The organism is Streptomyces koelreuteriae (genome assembly GCF_018604545.1).
In the GTDB taxonomy this organism is placed as follows: domain Bacteria; phylum Actinomycetota; class Actinomycetes; order Streptomycetales; family Streptomycetaceae; genus Streptomyces; species Streptomyces koelreuteriae.
Genome location: NZ_CP075896.1, coordinates 2,697,525 through 2,718,917 on the forward strand (window position 1 = coordinate 2,697,525; position 21,393 = coordinate 2,718,917).

Genomic DNA, 21,393 nt, shown 5'->3' on the forward strand with positions numbered 1-21,393 from the left:
CGCTACTTCACCGCGACCTGGGAGATGTCCAGCACACCGGTCCAGTCACTGATCACGATGTTCTTGACGTCCTCGCCGTACAGGCGCTTGTAGACGGGGTGGAACAGCGGGACGGTCAGGGCCTTCTCGCCGATCTTCTTGTCCAGTGCACCCCACCTCTTGGCGGCCTGGTCAAGATCCGTCAACTTGTTGATCGCGTCAATCTCGGCATTGACCGACTTGTCATTGAGCAGGCCCGTGTTGAAGTTCGCGCCGTCCTTGACGATCTGCCGGCCGTCGAAGATCGGGGCGAGGAACGGACCGCCGGAGGGCCAGTCGGCGCCCCAGTGGGCGAGGAAGAAGCCCGGCTCGGTCTTCACGTTGTGGATCTTGTCGGAGTAGTCGTTCTCCTCCAGGCCCTGCAGCTTGACCGTGATGCCGGCCTTCTTGAGCGCGTCCTGGATGGCGGTCGCGATCTCCGGGCTGGTCTCGAAGTCCTTGGCGTTGGAGTGGGTCAGCGTGATGGTGAGACCGTTCGCGTGCCCGGCCTCCTTCAGCAGCTCCTCGGCCTTCTGCGGGTCGCCGCCCTTGCCCGCCGGGAACAGGTCGTACGGCGTGTAGCCGAAGGACTTCTGGTCGGGCAGGAAGGTGGTCGCGGGCTCGGCGAGCGCGGAGCCGCCGGCGGCGTTGACCACGGACGACCGGTCGATGGCGTACGAGATCGCCTGCCGCACCCTGGGGTCGTCGAACGGCTTGATCGTCGGGTTGAACGCGATGTAGTTGGTGTAGCCGAAGTGCCCGGTGCCGACGCGGGCGGCGAGCTCCTTGTCGCCGCTGACCTTGGCCAGCTCGGCCGGGCCGAGGTTGGTGTCCGTGGTGACCGCGGCGGCGTCCGCCCCCTGGGACGCGGACAGCCGCTGGTTGATCACGGACGAGTCGAGCCCGGACCGTACGTCGATCTTGTCCGGGTAGGCCTTGCGCTCGGCGTCGGTCGAGGCGGACCAGTGCGTGTTGCGCTCCAGGGTCAGCCGCTCACCGTCGTTCTCGTTCTTCACGACCTTGTACGGCCCGGAGGAGACCGGGTGCTCCTCGTACTTGGTGCCCGTGTCCTTGCTCTTCGGGACGGGCGTGAACTGCGTCTGCGTGGCCAGGTACGGGAACTCGCCCTCGGGCTTGTTCAGATGGAAGACGATGGTCCGCTCGTCCGGCGTCTCGATCGCGTCGAGGCCCTTCTTGTCCTTGTACGGGCCTTGGTAGTCGGCGGCCCCGACCAGCCAGTCCCGCAGATAGGGGGCGCCGCCCGACAGCTCGGGGGCGAAGGAGCGCTCGATGCCGTACTTGATGTCGGCCGAGGTGATCGGGGTGCCGTCCTCGTACTTGAGGCCCTTCTTCAGGGTGTACGTCCACACCTTCGCGTCCTTGCTGGGGCGCCCGGTGTCGGTGGCGAGGTCGGGGACGACCTCGGTGCCGGCGGCGCCGTCCTCGCGGTTGCGGGTGGTGAGCGTACGGAAGACCAGGGACGGGACGTTGCCGCCGCCGGAGGTGTACAGCCGTGCCGGGTCGAAATCCTGCTGCGGATTGGCGTTCAGGACCGTGAGAGTGCCGCCCTTGTGGGGCGTGGTGTCGCCGCCGGCGCCCTTGGCATCGTTGTCCTTGGGCCCGCAGGCGGCGGCGCCCGCTGCCAGGACCAGGCTGACGGATGCCGCGGCCACGCGGCGCGCTGTGACGGACGGTTGGCGCATCGGATTGACGACCTCTCGATGATGTCTCGGATCGCGAGACGAAATGACGAAGGGTGAGACGAACGGGAACAGACGTCTGCCCGGCGCCGGGTCGTCGAAGAAGCCGTGACCGATGAAGCCGTGACCGGGTCACGGAGAGCAGGGGTTTTCGCGACGCGCGCCTGGAGCGGGCGTCAGCAACAGTGAATGTCGGCCACGCAGAGCGGGGTCACGCCGATGAGCGCCAGCTCGAAGGCGGCGCGAACGGAGGCGGGACGGGGGGACATGCGCAGAAATATGTACGACTTTTCTGCGCATGTCAACGCGCGGCGCTGGCCGGCCCCTGTGATGCCGGTCAATTCCCGGGGTAGGCCCAGGGGTTGGCACGGCAGCGGATGCCGTCGTGGTTGAGGAACTTGGTCTGCTGCTGCATGACCGGCGCGAGGTCGCCGTCCTTGTCGCAGGTGACGTGGTTGTAGCCGAGACGGTGTCCGACCTCGTGGTTGATCAGCATCTGCCGGTAGGCGTGGATCTTGTCGCCGTATGTCGGCGAACCCTGCGCCCACCGGTAGGCGTTGATCATCACGCGCTCGGTCGCGGCCGAGTCGCAGGAGACGTTGTCCACGGTGGTGTCCAGGCCGGACTTGGCGCACCAGTCGGCGGTCGTGCCGGGGCTGGCGAGAGTGATCACGAAGTCGGGGTTGCCGGAGTAGACGCGCTCGAAGGTGTGCGCGCCGTTGTGGGCCCAGCTGCGCTCGTCGTTGAGCGTCTTCTGCACGGCCTCGGCGAAGAGTGCGCCGTCCAGCCCGAGTCCCTGCTCCACGTCGACGCGGTAGGTGTGCTTCTGTCCCCTGCCGGGTGCCTTCGCGACTCCGGGGACGGCGTCGAACTTCCCCGAGCCCTTGAGCTCGGCGCCGAGCGGGTACGTCCTGGCCATCTTCTCGTTGTACGTGAGCGGCTTGGCGTCGGACTCCGGGGCGGGGGTCTGCCCGCCGCTCTGGGGCGCGGGGTCCCGGACGTCGCGGGCCTGGTCCGTGGCGGACTGCGACTGCACGCCGGAACCGCCCTGGTCGTCGGCGACCTGGCCGGCGACGACCACGGCCAGCACGGTGGTGACGGCGGCGGCCGCGATGCCGGTGAAGGTACGGCCCTTGCCGCCCTTGACCGGCGCGGGCGCACCGGTGGGCTCCGCGTCGTCACGGTCGCGGTCCTGGTCACCGTCGAGTCCGGGGCCGAAGTCGCGGTCACGGCCGAAGCCGCGGTCACGGCCGAAGCCGCGGTCACGGCCGAAGTCGCGGTCCTGGTCGTCGAAGGGCGTGTCGGCCGGAGTGCCCGCGCCCCAGTCCGTGACGGAGGCGTATCCGTCCGCCGCGTGGGCGGAGGCGGCCGTACGGGGCGCGAAGACGTCGTCCCCTTCGCCGAAGGCGTCGAGGTAGTCCTGCCGCGGTCCGGGCACGGACGCCCGCCGCTGCCGCGGTATGGGAGCGGCGCCCCGGCCGTTCTCCCTCAACTCGCCCCAGCCGCCGCCGGGTTCCCGCTGCTCGGGGTGGCCTCCCCGGGCGGCGGGGAAGCCCTGCGCGGGGGTGCCGTCGGGCAGCCGCGGCACACCGCGTCCCGGCATGCCGTCCGGACGCCATCCGTCCGGCGGCTGCGGCGTCCCGTACGGAGGCGTGCCGGAACCCGGCGCGGGACCGGAGCCCGGCGCGGGCCGCGGCCCCGGCGTACGGCGAGGACCCGCGCCCGGCGGCGGCCAGCCGCCCTGCCCGGCGCCGGGCGGTACCGGCCGGCCTCCCCAGCCGGGGTCCGGCGCCTGGCCCTGCCCTGGTCTCTCTCCCTGCGCCGACCCGGCCCGGTCGTCCCGTACTGCGGTCGCGTCCGCGGTGTCGCCCTTGGCGACCGCCCCGCGGCGGCTGTGGCGTCCCACTTCGCGCCTCAGCCCCCCATGCTCTCGTCGGTGCTTTCCCTGTCGACGGCGCCGTCCTTGGCCCGCCGTGCTCGCCGCGTGCCCAACTCTCCGGAGTCCGCGAGGAGTTCGCGAAACGCCAGGGCCACTGTCTCCGGGTACTCCATCATGGCCACGTGCCCCGCGTCCGGCAACGTCACCAGCCGCGAGTCACGAAAGGCCCGGGCCGCCTTCTGCGCCATGCGGAAGCCGACCAGTTGGTCACGGCCACCGTAGACGAGAAGGGTGGGCGCGAGAACGCGCTCGGCCTGGCGCCACAGCCCCTGCTGGCCGCCCAGCGTGTACGCGTTGACGATCCCGCGCGCGGACCGCGCCATGGCGTCCCAGAAGTACGGCAGCCGCAGCCGCCGCTCCATCTCCTGCACGGCGTTGCGGAAACCTTCCGGCGTCACCATGCCCGGATCCCCGTAACACAGTGCCATGACGCCGCGGACCCGCTGCTCCGCCGTCCAGGCGCGGGTGAGCCGGGTGAAGAGCAGGGCGACTCCGGGCACCGCCAGCAGCCCGGTGGGCACGGCGGAGCGCTGCACGCGGATTTCCGGCAGGGCGGGCGACACGAGCGTGAGCGTACGGACGAGATCGGGCCGTACGGCCGCGACACGGGTGGTGATGGCGCCACCGAGCGAGTTCCCGAACAGGTGCACGGGACCGCGGCCGGAGGCGTCGAGGTAGCGGATGACCGCGCGCGCGTGCCCGGTGACGGAGTAGTCGCCGTCGTCCGGTGGCGGGGAGTCGCCGAAGCCCGGCAGGTCGACGGCCTCACTGTCGACGGCGTCCTCCAGCAGCGGCATCAGCGCCGACCAGTTCTGCGAGGAACCGCCGAGCCCGTGCACGTAGAGCGCGGGCGGCAGCCCCTCGCGGGCGGGCGGTCGCGAGCGCACCGTCAGCGTGACCCCGGGCAGCTCCACCGACCGCAGCCGCTCGCCCTCCGCGACCCTGACGCCCCCCACCCTCGGCAGCACATTGGCGGGCGGCACGAACGGCAGCTCGGTCGAAGACATGCGGCAATGTTACGAGACGATCACGCAGTGGCTCATGTGTTCGCCTGTGTTCGCCGTCACAAGAATCGGACAGGAGCAGTTCAGGGGGTGCGCACTGCGTCACACCCCGGACGCGGATCGCATAGCGTCCGGATCGGGTGTCTCCTAGGCTCGTACAGAGGGCACCCGCATGTGGCCCCTGATCCTCAGGGACGTTCGTAGGAAGGGAGCCCAGCATGGCCGTAGACCCCACCGACCCCGAGACATTCGAGGCCGAGGACGCGCCCCAGGCGCGGGAGTACGACGTCGAGGCCCCCGAGGTCGACGCGGCCGAGCAGCAGGCGGACCTCGCGCCGGACCGCGACGACCCGCTGACCGGCGTCGACCCGGACCGCGCCAACGAGGCCGATCTCGCGGAGCAGGCCCGGGTCGTCTCGCTCGACGAGGACGACTACCGGTGACGCTCCCCACCGGGGGCGGCAAGCAGCGCCGTTGAACAGGAAAGAGGCTGCATTTTGCCCGCTCTGCCCCTGTTTGAAACCTTCGCAACCGCTTTCGCAACCGTCCGGTCCGTGAAATTCTGCGTTCTCACCGCGCACACCACGGTTACCGAAAAGTACGATGGCGACGCGGCCAGATCCGCACGTGGACGACTATGGGAGGCGGCGTGACAGCCATCGAGCAGACAGAGGCGGTTCGCCCGCGGGGTACACGCCTGCCACGCCGTGCCCGACGGAACCAGCTCCTGGGCGCCGCCCAGGAGGTCTTCGTGGCCCAGGGCTATCACGCGGCGGCGATGGACGACATCGCCGAGCGCGCGGGCGTCAGCAAGCCGGTGCTCTACCAGCACTTCCCGGGCAAGCTCGATCTCTACCTCGCCCTGCTCGACCAGCACTGCGAGTCGCTCATCCAGTCCGTGCGCCACGCGCTCGCCTCGACGACGGACAACAAGCAGCGCGTGCGGGCGACGATGGACGCGTATTTCGCGTACGTCGAGGACGACGGCGGCGCGTTCCGCCTGGTCTTCGAGTCGGACCTGACGAACGAGCCCGCCGTGCGCGAGCGCGTCGACAAGGTCACCAACGAGTGCGCGGAGGCGATCTGCGAGGTCATCGCCGAGGACACCGGCCTCTCGCAGGCGGAGTCGATGCTGCTCGCCTCGGGCCTGGGCGGCCTTGCCCAGGTCGTGGCGCGGTCCTGGCTGCACAGCGACCGCAGCGTGCCCCGCGATCAGGCGGTGCAGCTGCTGACCTCGCTGGCGTGGCGCGGCATCGCGGGCTTCCCGCTGCACGGGACCGATCACCACTGACGCGTGCTTTGTTCCCGCCCGATGTTCGCTCGTGGCGTTCTCGGGCGGGGACTGCGGGTCCCCTCGCCGGGCTAATGTGTGCTGCGTACGGCGCGGAAGGTCGCGCACATCACTGACCGTCGGAGGGACATAGCCGTGGAGGTCAAGATCGGCGTGCAGCACGCGCCCCGCGAGATCGTTCTGGAGAGCGGTCAGAGCCCCGAGGAGGTCGAGCGCGTCGTGGCCGAGGCACTGGCCGGAAAGTCGCAGCTGCTGAGCCTCGTGGACGAACACGGCCGCAAGATCCTGGTCCCGGCCGACCGTCTCGCATACGTCGAGATCGGCGAGCCGGCCCCGCGCAAGGTGGGCTTCGGCGCGCTGTAGACGCGTGAGCGCAGCGGGGCGGGACAGCCATCGGCCGTCCCGCCCCGTTCGTGTTCTCCGGGGCCCCGTGCGGCACCTGGGTTCCTCCACGGATGGAGCACAGAGGGCCCACAGAAAGGGATTGGATTCCGCAGGTCAGGGGTAAGACGGGCTACGACCGATTTGGGTAGGCCGGCCATGTGGGAGGGACCCCGACATGCTCCTGGAAGCGTTGAGCTCCGCGATCCTCGGTCTGGCTCTGGCCTGGGCGGCCACGCAACGCCTGTCGCACAGGCTCCCGGCCCGCCCCCTGGTCCTGTCGACCGGTGTCGCCGGAGCCCTCTTCGGAGCCTTCGTCATGCACAGCGCGCTGGAGGCCGGGCATCTGCTGCTGGTCCTGCTCGGCGCGGCGATCGTCTCGGTGGCCTCGCTGTCGCTGCTGCTGCGCCCGGCGGGGCGCCACCTGCGCCGACGATCAGCCACGGCGTAGCCGTCCGGGGCGGCGGACTACGCACCTGACAGGGGCGCGGGGAACCGCGCGGCCGGCCACCGGCGGCCCGCGGTCTCCCCACACCCCCGCGGAAGCGCCACCCTCTGGGAGAGCGCTACGCGGCCAGCCCCAGCGCGGCCATCCGCTTGGTGTGGGCCTCGGTGATCCGGGAGAACATCTTGCCGACCTCGGCCAGGTCGAACCCGTCCGCGACGCCGCCCACCAGCATGGTCGACAGCGCGTCCCGGTCGGCGACCACCCGCTGGGACTGCGACAGGGCCTCGCCCATCAGCCGCCGCGCCCACAGCGCGAGCCGTCCGCCCACGCGCGGGTCGGCGTCGATCGCGGCCCGCACCTTCTCCACGGCGAAGCCGCCGTGGCCGGTGTCGTCGAGCACGGCCAGCACCAGATCGCGGGAGTCGGAGTCCAGGCGGGCGGCGACCTCCCGGTAGAAGTCACTGGCGATGGAGTCGCCGACGTAGGCCTTGACCAGCCCCTCCAGCCAGTCCGAGGGGGCGGTCTGCTTGTGGAAGCCGTCGTAGGCGCCGACGAACGGCTGCATCGCCCGCGTCGGCTCCTCCCCGATCTCGGCGAGCCGGTCGCGCAGCCTCTCGAAGTGGTGGAACTCGGCCGAGGCCATCTTGGCCAGCTCCGCCTTGTCCGCCAGCGTCGGCGCCAGCTTGGCGTCCTCCGCGAGTCGCTCGAACGCCGCCAGCTCCCCGTAGGCGAGCGCGCCGAGCAGGTCCACGACAGCGGCGCGGTACTGCGGGTCGGCGGAGGCCGTCGCCCAGTCCCGGGCGGCGACTCCGGTGTGTTCGGCCGGGGTGGCGGTGGTGTCCGAGGCGTTCTCAGGCTTGTCAGAGCTCGTCATGAAGCGCACAATAGCCCGCCCGCCGGAAGGCGTAAGGCCCTGGTCAATCACTGTGACAACGGCTACGTGACCAAATCGGCCATCGCATGTGCGGGAATCCGGGGTATGGTGGTAATGCGCCTGCTGGTACTTCGACGTACCTCGACAGGCCGCACGTATGAGGATGCCCGGTCGGTGGCCCGATCGGCTCCGACCCGACAGACCTCCGCGTCCGTATGGCACTGTGCGTACGGAGCCCGGAGGGACACCCTCAGCGGTACGAGCGCTAGAGCGTCGACAGTGGTCCCGTGCCCAACGGCACCGCCGCAAGGCCGCCGACGTCCCCGGCACGGTCCGTACACGACCCCCGCGCTCGCCTCGCACCGCCCCACACAGAAGAGGCAGCACCCTGACTACGACGTTCCGAGAGCTCGGAATCCTTCCCGAGACCGCCGAGGCCCTTGAGGCCGTCGGCATCACCACCCCCTTCCCCATCCAGGAGCTGACGCTGCCCGTGGCCCTTTCGGGCACGGACGTCATCGGCCAGGCCAAGACCGGCACCGGCAAGACGCTGGGCTTCGGCCTCCCGCTCCTCGATCGCGTCACCGTTCCCGCCGATGTCGAGGCCGGACGCGCCAAGCCCGAGGACCTCACCGACACCCCGCAGGCGCTCGTCGTCGTCCCCACGCGCGAGCTGTGCCAGCAGGTGACCAACGACCTCCTGACGGCCGGCAAGGCCCGTAACGTGCGCGTGACGGCGATCTACGGCGGCCGGGCATACGAGCCCCAGGTCGAGGCCCTGAAGAAGGGCGTCGATGTGGTCATCGGCACCCCGGGCCGGCTGCTCGACCTCGCCGGGCAGAAGAAGCTGAACCTGAAGCACGTCAAGTGCCTGGTCCTCGACGAGGCCGACGAGATGCTCGACCTGGGCTTCCTGCCCGACGTCGAGAAGATCATCAACATGCTTCCGGTCCGCCGCCAGACGATGCTGTTCTCGGCGACCATGCCGGGCGCGGTCATCGGCCTGGCCCGCCGCTACATGTCGCAGCCCACGCACATCCGCGCCACGGCGCCGGACGACGCGGGCGCGACCGTCGCGAACACCAAGCAGTTCATCTACCGCGCGCACAACATGGACAAGCCCGAGATGGTCGCGCGCATCCTGCAGGCCGACGGCCGCGGGCTCGCGATGGTCTTCTGCCGGACGAAGCGCACGGCGGCTGATCTCGCCGACCAGCTCAAGCAGCGCGGCTTCGCCTCCGGCGCGGTCCACGGCGACCTCGGGCAGGGCGCCCGCGAGCAGGCCCTGCGCGCCTTCCGCAACGGCAAGGTGGACGTGCTCGTCTGCACCGACGTCGCCGCCCGCGGCATCGACGTCGAGGGCGTGACCCACGTCATCAACTACCAGTCGCCGGAAGAGGAGAAAACGTACCTGCACCGCATCGGCCGTACGGGCCGCGCGGGCGCGAAGGGTACGGCGATCACCCTCGTCGACTGGGACGACATCCCGCGCTGGCAGCTGATCAACAAGGCGCTGGAGCTGGGCTTCAACGACCCGCCGGAGACGTACTCCACGTCCCCGCACCTCTTCTCCGACCTCGGCATCCCCGAGGGCACCAAGGGCGTCCTGCCGCGCTCGGAGCGCACGCGCGCCGGGCTGGACGCGGAGGAGCTGGAGGATCTGGGCGAGCCGGGCGGCCGGGCGCCGCGCGGGCGCGGTGGCCGGAACGGCCGCGGCGGCCGGGACGAGTCCAAGCCGGCCGAGCGCGAGCGTTCCGAGCGCACGCCGCGACGCCGCCGCCGTACGCGCGGCGGAGCGGCGCTGGGCTCGGCGCCGGAGTCCACCGGCACCACCGCACCCGACGCCACGGCAACCGGCGGCACCGCCGAGGCGGACGCCGTCACGGCTCCGCGCACCCCGCGTCGCCGCCGCCGCACCCGCGGTGGCGCCTCGGCCGAGTCGGCGCCGGTCACGGCCGTCGAGTCCGCCTCGCCCGCCCCGTCCGAGCAGGCGGCGGACGCCGTGGCGACGGCGGAGGGCACGAGCGTGGAGGCGCCCGAGGCGGCGAAGTCTCGCCGGCGTCGTACGCGCCGGTCGGAGACGCCGGTGGAGACGCCGGTGGTGGAGACCGAGGCCGCGGTGACGCCGTCGGCCACGGAGTCCGCGGCCGTCGTGGCCGACGCCCCGGTGACCGCGGAGCCCGAGGCTTCCGCCACCAAGCCGCGTCGCCGCACCCGCAAGAGCACGGCGGCGTCCGCTGCCGAGGCCGCGGTCGACACGGCCGAGGGCACCACCGAGTCCGTCACGGAGCCGGTGGAGACGAAGCCGCGGCGTACGCGCAAGACGGCCGCCGTGGCTCCGGAAGGCGAGGCCCCCGAGGCCAAGCCGCGCCGCACCCGCAAGGCGACGGCAGCGGCGGAAGCCGCCGTGGACACGGCGGAGGCCGCTGAGACCAAGCCCCGCCGGACGCGGAAGACCGCGACAGCGGCCGAAGCCGCCGTCGACACCGCCGAGGCCACCGAGGCGAAGCCGAAGCGCACGCGCAAGGCGACGGCACCGGCTGCGGGCGCAGTCGACACGGCCGAGGCCGCCGAGACCAAGCCCCGCCGCACGCGGAAGACCGCAGCGGCGGCCGAAGCCGCCGTCGACACCGCCGAGGACACGGAGGCCAAGCCGCGCCGCCGCACCCGCAAGGCCGCCGAGACAGCCACGGCCGTCGAGACCGTCACCGCCGAGATCCCGGCCCAGACGGCTCAGGAGCCCGAGGTCGTCGAGAAGGCCGAGGCCAAGCCGCGCCGTGCCCGCAAGGCGGCGCCCAAGGCCGAGGCGAGCGTCGACACGGCCGAGGCGACCGAGGCGAAGCCGCGCCGCACGCGGAAGACCGCCGCGGTGGCTCCGGATGCCGAAGCCGCCGAGGCCAAGCCGCGCCGGACCCGGAAGGCCGCCGCAGCGGCCGAGACCGCCGTCGACACGGCCGAAGCCGCGGAGGCCAAGCCGCGCCGCCGCACCCGCAAGGCCGCCGAGGCAGTCGAGGCAGCCGGGGCCGTCACCGCCGAGATCCCGGCCCAGACGGCTCAGGAGCCCGACGCAGCCAAGCCGCGCCGCACGCGGAAGACGGCCGCCGCTGCCGCCACGGCCTCCGCCGACGGCACGGCCGAGGCGAAGCCGAAGGCCCGCCGCACCCGCAAGGCCACGGCCACCGCGGAGCCCACGGAGGGCTGACACTCTCCGCCCGACGGCCCGGTTCCCACCCAGGTGGGGCCGGGCCGTCGGCGTGCACGGGTGCGCGCGGGCCACCCACCGCGGAGCGCGCCCCACCCGCTACCCTCACCCCGTGAGCAGGCAAGCCACCTTCACCCCGCCCCCGGGCGCCCGCGCCTACCCCCTGCGCACGGCACGCGGTGAGTTCGCCGCCGTCGAGTCGTCACCGAAGGCGGGTGCGCGGGTCAGGGGGGTCGTCCTGATGCTGCCCGGGTTCACCGGGAGCAAGGAGGACTTCAGCCTGCTCCACGAGCCGCTCGGAGAGCGCGGGTACCGGGTCGTCGCCCTGGACGGTCGGGGGCAGCACGAGTCGGACGGACCGGAGGCCGACGAATCCGCCTACAGCCGGCCGGAACTGGCCCGGGACGTGCTCGCGCAGGCCGAGGCGGTCGGCGTTCCCCTGCATCTCCTGGGCCACTCGTTCGGCGGCCAGGTCGCCCGTGCGGCCGTGCTGCTCGACCACGCCCCCTTCCTCTCCCTGACCCTGGTCTCGTCGGGCCCGGCGGAGATCTCCGTCTCCCAGCAGCAGCGCGTGAAGCTGCTGCGGGACGCGCTCGCCGTGATGTCGATGGAGGAGGTGTGGGGGGCCATCCAGGCCATGGGGCCGCCGGAGGAGGTCGGCGGGCCCGCCCGCGGCATCGGCGACCAGGAGCAGTTGCGCCGACGCTGGCTGGGCAACAAGCCCGCCCAACTGCGCGCGGCCGGACGCCAGTTGTGCACCGAGCCGGACCGCGTCGGCGAACTCGCCGGCGCACCGCTGCCGTTCCACGTCCTGTCGGGCGCGCACGACGACACCTGGCCGGTGGCACTCCTCGACGACATGGCCCTGCGGCTGAACGCGCACCGCACGGTCATCACGGGGGCCGAGCACTCCCCCAACGCCGACCGGCCCCTGCCGATGGCCGCCGCCCTCGCCGACTTCTGGGACGGCGTCCGGACGGTCTAGTACTGCGCCCGCAGATGCTCCCAGAACCCGTCCCGCAGGGCGCGCCGCAGATCGGCCTGTCCGCGCAGCGAGTACTGCAACAGTCCCTCCGCCTCCACGAGCAGGTCCTGGTCGACCGAGCCGGGCAGATAGGGGTGGCCGTGCAGCAGCTCCCCGAGCGTCTCCCGGCCGCGTGCCGCCAGCCACTTCGCCGCGATCTGGGCGCCCACGAACCGCACGTCCTCGCGGGTCGGCCGGCCCGTGGTCGCCTCGAAGGCGGCGGCCGTGCGGCGGGAGACGTAGGGCTTGAAGAAGTCCAGGTCGAGCGTGCGCTGGCTGTCGACCTCCCACAGCAGGGGCTCCGCCTGGTTGCGGCCCTCCGGCGCCTCGATGCCCCACAGGTGGACCCGGGCGCCGTAGCCCTGCGCCGCCTCCACCGCCGACACCAGGTCCTCGTCGCCGCCGAGCAGGGCCGCGTCGCTGATGGCGCGGTGCCGGGCGAGTGACTCCAGGTCGGAGCGGATGAGGGAGTCGACGCCCTTCTGCTGGTTGTTGGCGTTCAGGTTGCCCAGGCGCACCTTGACGTCCGGCAGCTCCGCGATGGTCTGCTGCTCCGCCGTGTGGATGCGGCGGCGGGCGCCGTCGTACCAGTAGACCCGCAGCAGCCTGCTGTCCGCGAAGATCGTGCGGGCCTTGTCGATCAGCGCGTCGATCAGGCCCTCGGCGTCCAGATCGAACGCGCGGCGGTCCTCCGTACCGGCGGCGAGCCGTCCCGCGGCCGCGTAGAGGTACCCGGCATCGACGAAGATCGCATGGGTCGAGGGTGTCTTCGCCACCTCGGCGAGCATGCGCTGGAGCAGCTCGTTGGTGTGGTCGATGCGGGCGCTCAGGGCCGCGAGGTCGTCGTTCATCACTTCCATTGTCCTGGCGGTCACGCTGCGAACACAAACGGTCCCGGTCGGTCCCGTAACGACACTCTTACGGCACAGTAATTAGCCGTTCGAAAAATTTCCTTAGCGTAGGGAATGTTTGAACCATGCAGTCCTGTTGACCCATATGGAACACCGGGCACCGACGCCTCGTGGGCCGCCACACCAAGTAGTTCTCCTCAGGAGGATGACCAGACGAAGGGAGAAGCCCTTGCGCTTCGAAATCATGCACCTCGACGATGTCGACGGCACGCCCGTGGACACGACCGTCGTGGACGCCGCCTCCGTCAACCGGATCGTTCAGCAGGCCGCCGCCACCGGGCAGCGCCTCTGGATCCGCCCGGCCGGGACCACGGCCTCATAACGCGCGCAGCTCTCCCCCACTTCGACAGCCCCCGCCCGGCACCGGCCGCGCGGGGGCTGTCGCTGTTGCGGACCGCTGTGACCGGGGGCGTACTGGCTGGGGGGCCCAGCGAGAGCGAACAGGACGGTGGGACACATGTCCGAGACGGGCCGGTCGAACGGGGAGCTGCACCAGCAGGCCAGGGACGAGGCCGCGCGGCGGTACGAGGACTCCACCGCGGAGCGTGAGCGGATCGAGGGCGAGCTGGCGGCCGGGGTGCGCTTCCCGGACGCCCCGGACGCGCTCGCCGTCCGCGCGGACCGGATCCTCGAGCGGGGCGGTCTGTCGCCCTCCGCGGTCGTGGCGGACATCCACGCCGAGGCCATGGACCTGCCCGACGCCAACGAACGCATCATCGACCTGTCCAACGAGCTTCAGGCCTGGAGCTTCCTGCCGCGCGGGGTCAGGGCCGGGTCCTCGGTCGCCCGGATCACCCTGCGCCGCGACGGCCGTGAGCTGCCGCACGGCACCGGCTTCCTGGTGTCGCCGCGGCTGATGCTGACCAACCACCACGTACTGCCCGACGAGAGCTTCGCCCGCCGGTGCTTCGCCGAGTTCAACGCCCAGGTCACGGTCGACAACCTCCCCGACGCCACCGTCCGCATGGAGCTCGACCCGGGGGCCTTCTTCGCCGCGGACAGACGGCTGGACTTCGCCCTGGTCGCGGTCGCACCCGCCCCGGACGGCCGCCCGCCGGGCGAGATCTTCGGCTGGAACCGGCTCAGCGTGCAGATCGGCAAGCTGGTGCTCGGCGAGAAGGTGAACATCATCGGTCACCCGGACGGGCGCCTCAAGGAGATCGTTCTGCGCGACAACGCGGTGCTGGTACGGCTCGACGACTTCGTCCACTACCGGACCGACACGCGCCCCGGCAACTCCGGCTCCCCCGTCTTCAACGACCAGTGGGAGGTCGTGGCCCTGCATCACAGCGGCGTGCCGAAGAAGGACGACCGGGGCCGCGTCCTGCGCAAGGACGGGCAGCCCTGGCACGAGGGAGACGGCGACGACGCGATCGAGTGGGTCGCCAACGAGGGCGTCCGCATCAGCGTGATCCTCAAACACCTGGCCCGGCTGGACCTCGACCCCGCCCGGCGCGCCCTGCTGACCGAGATGGGCCCGGACTCGGGCCTGGACCAGAGCACGGCCCCGCTCCCCGCGCCGACGCTGCCCGGCGTCACGCCCCCACCGGCCTCCACCACTCCGGCAACCGAGAGCGGAACGGATGCCCAGCAGCCCAAGGTCGGACGCCCGGCGCGGAGCACCGCCTTCGGCGGCCGCCGCCACCTGCTCTTCCTGCACGGCAGGGACCAGCACGGCAAGGTTCCCGAGGTCCTCCGCCGGGAGTGGACGGCGGGCCTGAACCGCGGACTCACCCTCGCCAGCCTGCCCCCGATCGACCCGCAGGACGTGTGGTTCCCCTTCTACGGCACGAGACTGCACAACCTCGTGACCGGCCAGGAGAGCGCGGTCGAGGCCATCGGCCTGGACGAGGTGAGCGCCGCCGCTGCCGCCGAGATCTTCGCCGCGAAGTCACCGACCGGTTCCTACGACCGACTGCTCTACGAGGCGGCCGCCCGGGCCGGCATGCCGCAGAACGGCCCGGCGGCCACCGAGGGCTTCGGGGCGGGCCTGGTCGGGACGCTGCACCGGCCGCTGAGCTGGCTGGCCGCACGGTCCGACCTGGACGAGTGGACCATCGCCACGTTCCTGCGGGACGTCGATCTGTACCTCGGCGACAGCGCCGTACGGCAGTCCGTGCTGGACAGCGTCATGGCGACCATGCCCACCACCGGCGAACTGGTGCTGGTCACGCACAGCCTGGGCACGGTCGTCGGCCTGGACCTGCTGACCCGGCTCCCGGAGACCCTCGACCCGGTCCTGCTCGTCACCGCGGGCAGCCCGCTCGGCCTGGACGGCGTCAACGAACGGCTCCTCGCCCGCGGCCCGCACCGGCCGCCCCGGGTGCGTGACTGGGTCAACGTCTGGTGCCCCACCGACTCGGTGGCCATCGGCTGCCCGCTGGAGGACGAGCGCTGGGGCAAGCTCACGCAGCTCGCCGTCTCCAACGGCCGCGACCGTGCGCACAAGATCGACGAGTACCTCGCCCACTCGGAAGCGGCCGGTGCGATCGGCTCGGTGCTCGGCCGGACCTGACGCGCCCGCCCCGTCAGCTCCCCTGGATCACCTGGGTGACGCCGTTGATGATCTGCTGCACGGCGATCGCGGACAGCATCATGCCCGCGAGCCGTGTCACCAGGACCACGCCGCCGTCCTTGATGATCCGGATGATCACCAGCGAGTAGCGCATCACCAGCCACAGCACGACATGGATGGCCAGGATCGCCGCCCACACGGACACCTGCGCGGCGACGCTGTGCGCCTTCTGCACGGCGAGGATGACCGACACGATCGCCCCCGGCCCGGCCAGCAGCGGCATGCCCAGCGGCACGAGGGCGACGTTGACGTCCTTGGTCTGCTTCGGCTCGTCGGTCTTCCCGGTGAGCAGATCGAGCGCGATCAGCAGGAGCAGCAGCCCGCCCGCGATCATCAGCGCGGGCACGGAGACATGCAGATAGTCGAGGATCTGGTGCCCGAGCAGCCCGAACACGGTGATCACCCCACCGGCGACACAGACGGCCTGAAAGGCCATCCGCTTCTGCACCTTGGCGGGCCGGCCGGCGGTGAGCGCGAGGAAGATCGGGGTGATCCCGGGGGGATCCATGATGACGAAGAGAGTGAGGAAGAGGGAGCCGAAGACGGCGAGTTCGAACATGGGTGATGGCCTTGCAGGGTTGATGAAACGCGCGGTTACCGCTGTGGGCAGGCGTTCCGTTGGGGGTCCCCCCAGGCCCTTCAGGCACTGGGGGAGGAACGGGTGGGCACAGCCGACAGCGCCGGGTGCCTTGAAACGGACCTACAGGAGAGAAACCTCAGACCCCGCCAGCCCCCGGCACGGGAAACGCCCCGAAAGCCCGCCGAGTGATCTCCCCGTACACCTCGGGATCCGTCGTGTACTCCCCGAGCACACACGTCTTCCGACTGCCGTGATAGTCCGACGACCCGGTCACCAGGAGCCCCAGCTCCTTCGCCAGCCCCCGCAGCCGCGCCCGCGTATCCGCGTCGTGCTCCATGTGGTCGACCTCGACCCCGTCCAGCCCGGCCGCCGCCATCTCCGCGATCGCGGCCTCCGGCACCGTACGCCCCCGCTTGCTCGCCGCGGGATGCGCGAACACGGCGACCCCGCCCGCGCCCTTGATCAACCGGATCGCCTCGAAGGGGTCGGTCTCGTGCTTCTCGACGTAGGCCCGGCCGCCGTCGGCCAGCCAGTCCGGGCTGAAGGCGTCGTTCACGGTCGGCACGACACCCAGCTCGACGAGCGCGCTCGCGACATGCGGGCGACCGACGGACCCGTCACCGGCGATCCGCGCCACCTGCTCCCAGGTCACGGGCACGCCCAGCGCCTGGAGCTTGGCGATCATGCCCTGCGCCCGGGGCACCCGGTCGTCCCGCACCAGCTCGCGCTCGGCGAGCAGCGCCGGTTCCGCGGCGTCGAAGAGGTAGGCGAGCATGTGCATGCTGACGCCGTCGAGTCGGCAGGAGAACTCGGCCCCGGTGACCAGCGTCAGCCCCTCGGGCAGCGCGGCGATCGCCTCGGCATGCCCGCGGGTGGTGTCGTGATCGGTGAGCGCGACGACGTCCAGCCCGGCCGCGGCAGCCTTGCGCACCAGCTCGGCCGGGGTGTCCGTGCCGTCGGAAGCGGTGGAGTGGGTGTGCAGATCGATACGCACGACACGGACTCCAGACGCTCACGGGACGAACAGGGCTGCTCAAGGATAACCGGATTTTCAACATCCGATGTCACACCCGAACCAAGGAAGCGCCCCCTACACCCCGACGCCCCCAAAGGGGCGCGGGGAACTGCGCGACCAGCCACGTCCGCCCCGCGGCCGCGCGCAAACCGAACCACCGCCCCCCGAGGCGCTACGGCTCAAGCAAGCGCGGCGACAGGGCCCCGCACGGCACCAGCTCCACCTCCGCCCCCGCGTCCCGCACATCCGCCAGCACCAGTTCGTCGTACATCAGCAACCCCGACTGCTCGGGCCAGACCACCGCCCACAGCCACATGCCGAGCGCCTCACCGGCGAAAACGGCCCGGTCGCCCGGCGCTCCGGTGACATGCCACAGCGGCGTCGGCCGCCCCGCGGCGAGCACCTTGGCGTGAGCCGGCTTGCCGACGTCCATGGACGGCCCCGGGTCCGGACCGTCGATACCCGCGTACCGCGCGCCGAGGCCGACACCCAACTCCTCGGCCACCAGGATCAGCTCGCCCATCCCGCCGAGCGGCCCGGGCCCGGTGCAGGCCACGGCCGTGGCGCGGCCGCCCGTGCGGTCGTCGCCCGCGCAGGCCACGCCCGTGAACAGCCAGCCGACCGGCAGCGGCCAGGGCATCCACACCGGCACCTGAGTCCGGTGCACCACGACGTTGAGGGCGTCGACGCTGGGCGGTATCACAGGCTGCACCGGATGAACGGTGCCGTGCACATCGCACTGCCAGGAGTCGGAGAAGAGGCCGGGAGCCCTGACCCGGCCACCGCACTTCGGGCAACTGGGTTCGCCCCTCATAGGGCCCCACGGTCCTACCCCCGCCCCGCCGCGTCAAGGACGATCACCCAACCGGACGGAACCCTTCACCCCCATATTAGATGTAACTTGCATTAGTTAGCGTGGCTAACTTAGTATGTGTATATACCAACTACCTCGTCTCGGGAAAGGGAGCAAGCAATGGACCCCTTCGACGCCGGAGCGGGCGGCCTCCTCAAGCAGCCCAAGTCCGTGTGGGCGACCGCCGGAGCGTCGGTCGTCGCCTTCATGGGCATCGGACTCGTCGACCCGATCCTGCCGTCCATCGCCTCGGGCCTGAACGCCTCGGCCGGCCAGGTCTCCCTGCTGTTCACCTCGTACTTCCTCATCACCGCGATCGCGATGCTGGTCACCGGCTTCGTCTCCAGCCGCATCGGCGGAAGGAAGACCCTGCTGCTCGGCCTCGCCCTGGTCGTGGTCTTCGCGGGACTGTCGGGCACCTCCGGATCCGTCGGCGAACTGGTCGGATTCCGGGCCGGCTGGGGCCTCGGCAACGCGCTGTTCGTCTCGACGGCCCTCGCGGTCATCGTCGGAGCGGCGGCGGGCGGCAGCGCGGCGGCGATCCTGCTGTACGAGTCGGCCCTCGGCCTCGGCATGGCCTGCGGTCCGCTGCTGGGCGCCCTGCTCGGCGACGCGAGCTGGCGCTACCCGTTCTTCGGTACGGCCTTCCTGATGGCCGTCGGCTTCCTGTGCATCGCGGTGTTCCTGCGGGAGCAGCCGAAGCCGGCCCGCAAGACCTCACTCCTGGACCCGATCAAGGCCCTCGGGCACGGCGGCCTCGCCTCGGCGGCGATCTCGGCGTTCTTCTACAACTACACGTTCTTCACCGTGCTGGCCTTCACCCCGTTCGTGCTGAACATGAGCCCGTACCGCTCGGGTGCGGTGTTCTTCGCCTGGGGTGTGCTGCTCGCCGTGTTCTCGGTGATCGTGGCACCGCGCCTGCAGAAGCGGTTCGGCTCGCTGAAGGTGCTCGGCGGTTCCCTGGTGCTGCTCGCTGCCGACGTGCTCGTGCTCGGCTACGGCGACCACACCACGGCCGTCGTCTGCACGATCCTGTCCGGTGCCTTCATCGGCGTGAACAACACCGTCTACACCGAGCTGGCCCTCGGCGTCTCGGACGCGCCCCGGCCGGTGGCGAGCGCGGGCTACAACTTCGTGCGCTGGTTCGCGGCGGCGGCCGCACCGTTCTTCGCACCGAGGATCGAGGAGTGGACCGACATCCACATCCCCTTCGTGGTCGCGGCCGTCACGGCCGTACTGGGCGCCGTCGTCGTGGTCGTACGCCGCAAGGCCCTCACCCACGAGGCCGAGGAGCTGGAGCCGAGGCACGCGACCGAGGACAGCGTCACCGTCTTCGCCAACTGAGCCAACTGATGCTTTTCGGCCATGGGTTGGTGAGGTTCCTCACTCAGGCCTCAGTCCACCTCACTCCAGCGGGACGGACTTCCGGGACGGATCCCGGAGGTCCGTCCCTTGGTTCAGCCACCGCTCCTGGAGCGCCTGCGCGCCGTGCACCCGCTTCCAGGCGGCCTCGTTCGGGGTCATCGGCAGCAGCGGCAGGAACCGTACGGGGTCGAGGGGTTCGTCGAGCTCGAGGTCCTCGACCAGGCCGCCCGGTTCGGCGACCAGGACCGAGGTGAAGGGGGCGCCGGGCCACAGCGGCTCGCCGACGTCGAGGGAGGCACCGGGGGCCACGACCACGCCCTCGACCTGCGGAGACGCGGCGAGAACGGCGAGCGGGCGGAGCACCTTGTCCGTCTCGGCGAGCCCCGCGCGCACCGACAGGACCAGCTCCGCGCGCGGACCCTTGACCGGGTCGGCGAGCGTCGCCGTGGGCTCCGTCATGGGCTGCGCGGACATGCCGAGCGTGGCGTAGCGGGCGATGCCGCCGTCCTGGAAGCGCAGCACCTCGATGCGGTCCGTACCGAGGAACGTCACTGCCGCGCGCGCGTCCGGTTCGCCCAGGGCGCTGCGCAACCGGGCCTCGACCAGAGGAAGAACATCAGCCATGCGGTGAGCATAGAACTCGTCAGTAGCGGGCAAAGGAGCACCTTGACAGTTTTGACGGCTGCTACTCTTGCCCCCTGGTTCGGGGCAGCACGCAGAAGCGTCGCGATCAAGCCCCGACGCCGAAGGAACTCCCTTACGAGGGACCGGCCGGAGGAGGTGGGGCTGCAATGGATCGAAGTCGACCGTGCAGTAGCACCACGCTCTCCCGCCGCTGATGTAGCCGCTCTGTCTCTCTGGCCGGCCGCCACCTCTCGCACTCGCTTCACCGCGGAAGAGCGCTTCGTTTCGTTTTTCCTGATCTGCCTCAGTAGCTGAATCAGTAACGAAGCCCGCCACCGCGACGGTGCGGTGCTCCCCGCTTTGTGGACGTGCCAAACATCCGTAGTCCTTACGTCCTCATTCCGGGTAGTTCCACCCGTCGCCGTCGGCGCCTTTCGTTGCCCTCCCCGCGAAGGAGCCCGCCATGTCGATGATTCGCGACCTGCGCGCCGTGGTCCGTCCGTCCCGCGTCTCGCTGCGCAAGGACAGCGGCCCGTACGACGCCACCCGCAGCCCGGCGACGGCCACCGCCGTCGTCGACTGCGCCGTCTACCGCGACGGCCGCCGCATCGAGACCGAGGCCCCGCTGACCCCGCACGAGGCGGTGCGCCTGGTGCGCCGCGACGGGGGCTTCGTGTGGATCGGCCTGCACGAGCCGACCGAGGCCGAATTCTCCGGCATCGCCAGTGAGTTCGGACTGCACCCGCTGGCCGTGGAGGACGCCGTCCAGGCCCACCAGCGGCCCAAGCTGGAGCGCTACGACGACTCGCTCTTCACGGTCTTCAAGACCATCCACTACGTCGAGCACGACCAGCTCGACGCCAACAGCGAGGTCGTCGAGTCCGGCGAGGTCATGTGCTTCACCGGACGGGACTTCTTCATCACCGTCCGGCACGGCGGCCAGGGCTCCCTGCGGGCCCTCAGGCACCGCCTCCAGGACGACCCCGAGCTGCTGGCCAAGGGCCCCTCGGCCGTACTGCACGCCATCGCCGACCACGTCGTCGACGGCTACATCGCGGTCGCCGACGCGGTGCAGGACGACATCGACGAGGTGGAGACCGAGGTGTTCTCCCCGGGGCGCAAGGGCTCGCCGCGCGGTTCGGACGCCGGCCGGATCTACCAACTCAAGCGCGAGGTGCTGGAGTTCAAGCGGGCCGTGTCGCCGCTGCTGCGGCCCATGCAGCTGCTGAGCGAGCGGCCGATGCTGCTGATCGACCCGGACATCCAGAAGTACTTCCGGGACGTGGCCGACCACCTGGCCCGGGTCCAGGAGCAGGTCCTCGGCTTCGACGAGCTGCTCAACTCCATCCTCCAGGCCAACCTCGCGCAGGCGTCCGTCGCGCAGAACGAGGACATGCGGAAGATCACCTCATGGGCCGCGATCATCGCCGTACCGACGATGGTGTGCGGGGTGTACGGCATGAACTTCGACCACATGCCGGAGCTGCACTGGCGGTACGGCTACCCGGTGATCATGGGCATCACCGTGGTCATCTGCCTCGGCATCCACCGCACGCTGAAGCGGAACGGGTGGCTGTGAGCAGCCTGGA

20 protein-coding genes are annotated in these 21,393 nt (G+C 71.1%); 10 read left to right on the plus strand and 10 right to left on the minus strand.

From position 1 onward, the window contains the following. Positions 1–2: 2 nt before the first annotated feature. From KJK29_RS11755 to KJK29_RS11765, 4 genes are all read right to left on the minus strand, one after another. On the minus strand, positions 3–1,721 hold the full coding sequence (locus KJK29_RS11755; protein WP_215118657.1) for an ABC transporter substrate-binding protein: 1,719 nt from the start codon (positions 1,719–1,721) through the stop codon (positions 3–5). A 173-nt stretch (positions 1,722–1,894) separates the two neighbouring features. Continuing rightward, the gene (locus KJK29_RS39265; RefSeq protein WP_321170411.1) at positions 1,895–1,987 is read right to left on the minus strand and encodes an Ms4533A family Cys-rich leader peptide; all 93 of its coding nucleotides are present in this window, start codon (positions 1,985–1,987) and stop codon (positions 1,895–1,897) included. A 68-nt stretch (positions 1,988–2,055) separates the two neighbouring features. After that, positions 2,056–3,624, minus strand: a complete 1,569-nt coding sequence (locus KJK29_RS11760; RefSeq protein WP_215118658.1) for a DUF3152 domain-containing protein — start codon at positions 3,622–3,624, stop codon at positions 2,056–2,058. Between the two features lie 8 nt (positions 3,625–3,632). Further along, complete coding sequence (locus KJK29_RS11765) at positions 3,633–4,664, minus strand: alpha/beta fold hydrolase (RefSeq protein WP_215118659.1); 1,032 nt, start codon at positions 4,662–4,664, stop codon at positions 3,633–3,635. A 215-nt stretch (positions 4,665–4,879) separates the two neighbouring features. Here KJK29_RS11765 and KJK29_RS11770 point away from each other — a divergent pair, with 215 nt between their 5' ends. The 4 genes from KJK29_RS11770 (at position 4,880) to KJK29_RS11785 (ending at position 6,784) form a co-directional block, all read left to right on the plus strand. Then, the gene (locus tag KJK29_RS11770) at positions 4,880–5,104 is read left to right on the plus strand and encodes a hypothetical protein (RefSeq protein WP_215118660.1); all 225 of its coding nucleotides are present in this window, start codon (positions 4,880–4,882) and stop codon (positions 5,102–5,104) included. Positions 5,105–5,310: 206 nt separating this feature from the next. Next, entirely contained in the window at positions 5,311–5,952 is a 642-nt protein-coding gene (locus tag KJK29_RS11775) for a TetR/AcrR family transcriptional regulator (protein WP_215118661.1), read from the plus strand. A 135-nt stretch (positions 5,953–6,087) separates the two neighbouring features. After that, positions 6,088–6,315: a DUF3107 domain-containing protein gene (locus KJK29_RS11780; RefSeq protein WP_189723087.1), complete on the plus strand. Its 228-nt coding sequence runs from the start codon at positions 6,088–6,090 to the stop codon at positions 6,313–6,315. A gap of 196 nt (positions 6,316–6,511) precedes the next feature. Continuing rightward, positions 6,512–6,784, plus strand: a complete 273-nt coding sequence (locus tag KJK29_RS11785) for a hypothetical protein (protein ID WP_215118662.1) — start codon at positions 6,512–6,514, stop codon at positions 6,782–6,784. Between the two features lie 115 nt (positions 6,785–6,899). On the opposite strand, the gene KJK29_RS11790 is transcribed toward KJK29_RS11785, so the two are convergent. Beyond that, positions 6,900–7,655: a ferritin-like fold-containing protein gene (locus KJK29_RS11790; RefSeq protein ID WP_215118663.1), complete on the minus strand. Its 756-nt coding sequence runs from the start codon at positions 7,653–7,655 to the stop codon at positions 6,900–6,902. Positions 7,656–8,136: 481 nt separating this feature from the next. Between KJK29_RS11790 and KJK29_RS11795 the strand changes: the two genes are divergently transcribed. Both KJK29_RS11795 and KJK29_RS11800 read left to right on the plus strand, forming a co-directional pair. After that, complete coding sequence (locus KJK29_RS11795; protein WP_215124237.1) at positions 8,137–10,857, plus strand: DEAD/DEAH box helicase; 2,721 nt, start codon at positions 8,137–8,139, stop codon at positions 10,855–10,857. Between the two features lie 112 nt (positions 10,858–10,969). After that, positions 10,970–11,842, plus strand: coding sequence for an alpha/beta fold hydrolase (locus KJK29_RS11800; RefSeq protein WP_215118664.1), 873 nt, complete (start codon positions 10,970–10,972; stop codon positions 11,840–11,842). Here the strand turns inward: KJK29_RS11800 and KJK29_RS11805 are convergent. Continuing rightward, complete coding sequence (locus tag KJK29_RS11805) at positions 11,839–12,732, minus strand: NYN domain-containing protein (protein WP_215118665.1); 894 nt, start codon at positions 12,730–12,732, stop codon at positions 11,839–11,841. The two genes, KJK29_RS11800 and KJK29_RS11805, sit on opposite strands and share 4 nt — an antisense overlap. Positions 12,733–12,961: 229 nt before the next feature. On the opposite strand from KJK29_RS11805, the gene KJK29_RS11810 reads away from it, so the two are divergent. Together KJK29_RS11810 and KJK29_RS11815 are read left to right on the plus strand one after the other, a co-directional pair. After that, positions 12,962–13,114, plus strand: coding sequence for a hypothetical protein (locus tag KJK29_RS11810; RefSeq protein ID WP_010047718.1), 153 nt, complete (start codon positions 12,962–12,964; stop codon positions 13,112–13,114). Positions 13,115–13,249: 135 nt separating this feature from the next. Continuing rightward, positions 13,250–15,307, plus strand: a complete 2,058-nt coding sequence (locus KJK29_RS11815; protein ID WP_215118666.1) for a trypsin-like serine peptidase — start codon at positions 13,250–13,252, stop codon at positions 15,305–15,307. Positions 15,308–15,320: 13 nt separating this feature from the next. On the opposite strand, the gene KJK29_RS11820 is transcribed toward KJK29_RS11815, so the two are convergent. The 3 genes from KJK29_RS11820 to KJK29_RS11830 form a co-directional block, all read right to left on the minus strand. After that, entirely contained in the window at positions 15,321–15,926 is a 606-nt protein-coding gene (locus KJK29_RS11820) for a MarC family protein (protein WP_215118667.1), read from the minus strand. A 157-nt stretch (positions 15,927–16,083) separates the two neighbouring features. Beyond that, positions 16,084–16,941, minus strand: coding sequence for a PHP domain-containing protein (locus KJK29_RS11825; RefSeq protein WP_215118668.1), 858 nt, complete (start codon positions 16,939–16,941; stop codon positions 16,084–16,086). A gap of 193 nt (positions 16,942–17,134) precedes the next feature. Next, positions 17,135–17,776, minus strand: coding sequence for a DUF6758 family protein (locus tag KJK29_RS11830; protein WP_215118677.1), 642 nt, complete (start codon positions 17,774–17,776; stop codon positions 17,135–17,137). 159 nt (positions 17,777–17,935) lie between these two features. Between KJK29_RS11830 and KJK29_RS11835 the strand changes: the two genes are divergently transcribed. Then, positions 17,936–19,159, plus strand: coding sequence for an MFS transporter (locus tag KJK29_RS11835; protein WP_215118679.1), 1,224 nt, complete (start codon positions 17,936–17,938; stop codon positions 19,157–19,159). A 60-nt stretch (positions 19,160–19,219) separates the two neighbouring features. On the opposite strand, the gene KJK29_RS11840 is transcribed toward KJK29_RS11835, so the two are convergent. Beyond that, a complete protein-coding gene (locus tag KJK29_RS11840) occupies positions 19,220–19,804 on the minus strand; it encodes a suppressor of fused domain protein (RefSeq protein WP_215118681.1) in 585 nt (194 codons plus the stop codon). Positions 19,805–20,267: 463 nt separating this feature from the next. Between KJK29_RS11840 and KJK29_RS11845 the strand changes: the two genes are divergently transcribed. Continuing rightward, entirely contained in the window at positions 20,268–21,383 is a 1,116-nt protein-coding gene (locus KJK29_RS11845) for a magnesium and cobalt transport protein CorA (RefSeq protein WP_215118683.1), read from the plus strand. Positions 21,384–21,393: the final 10 nt, after the last annotated feature.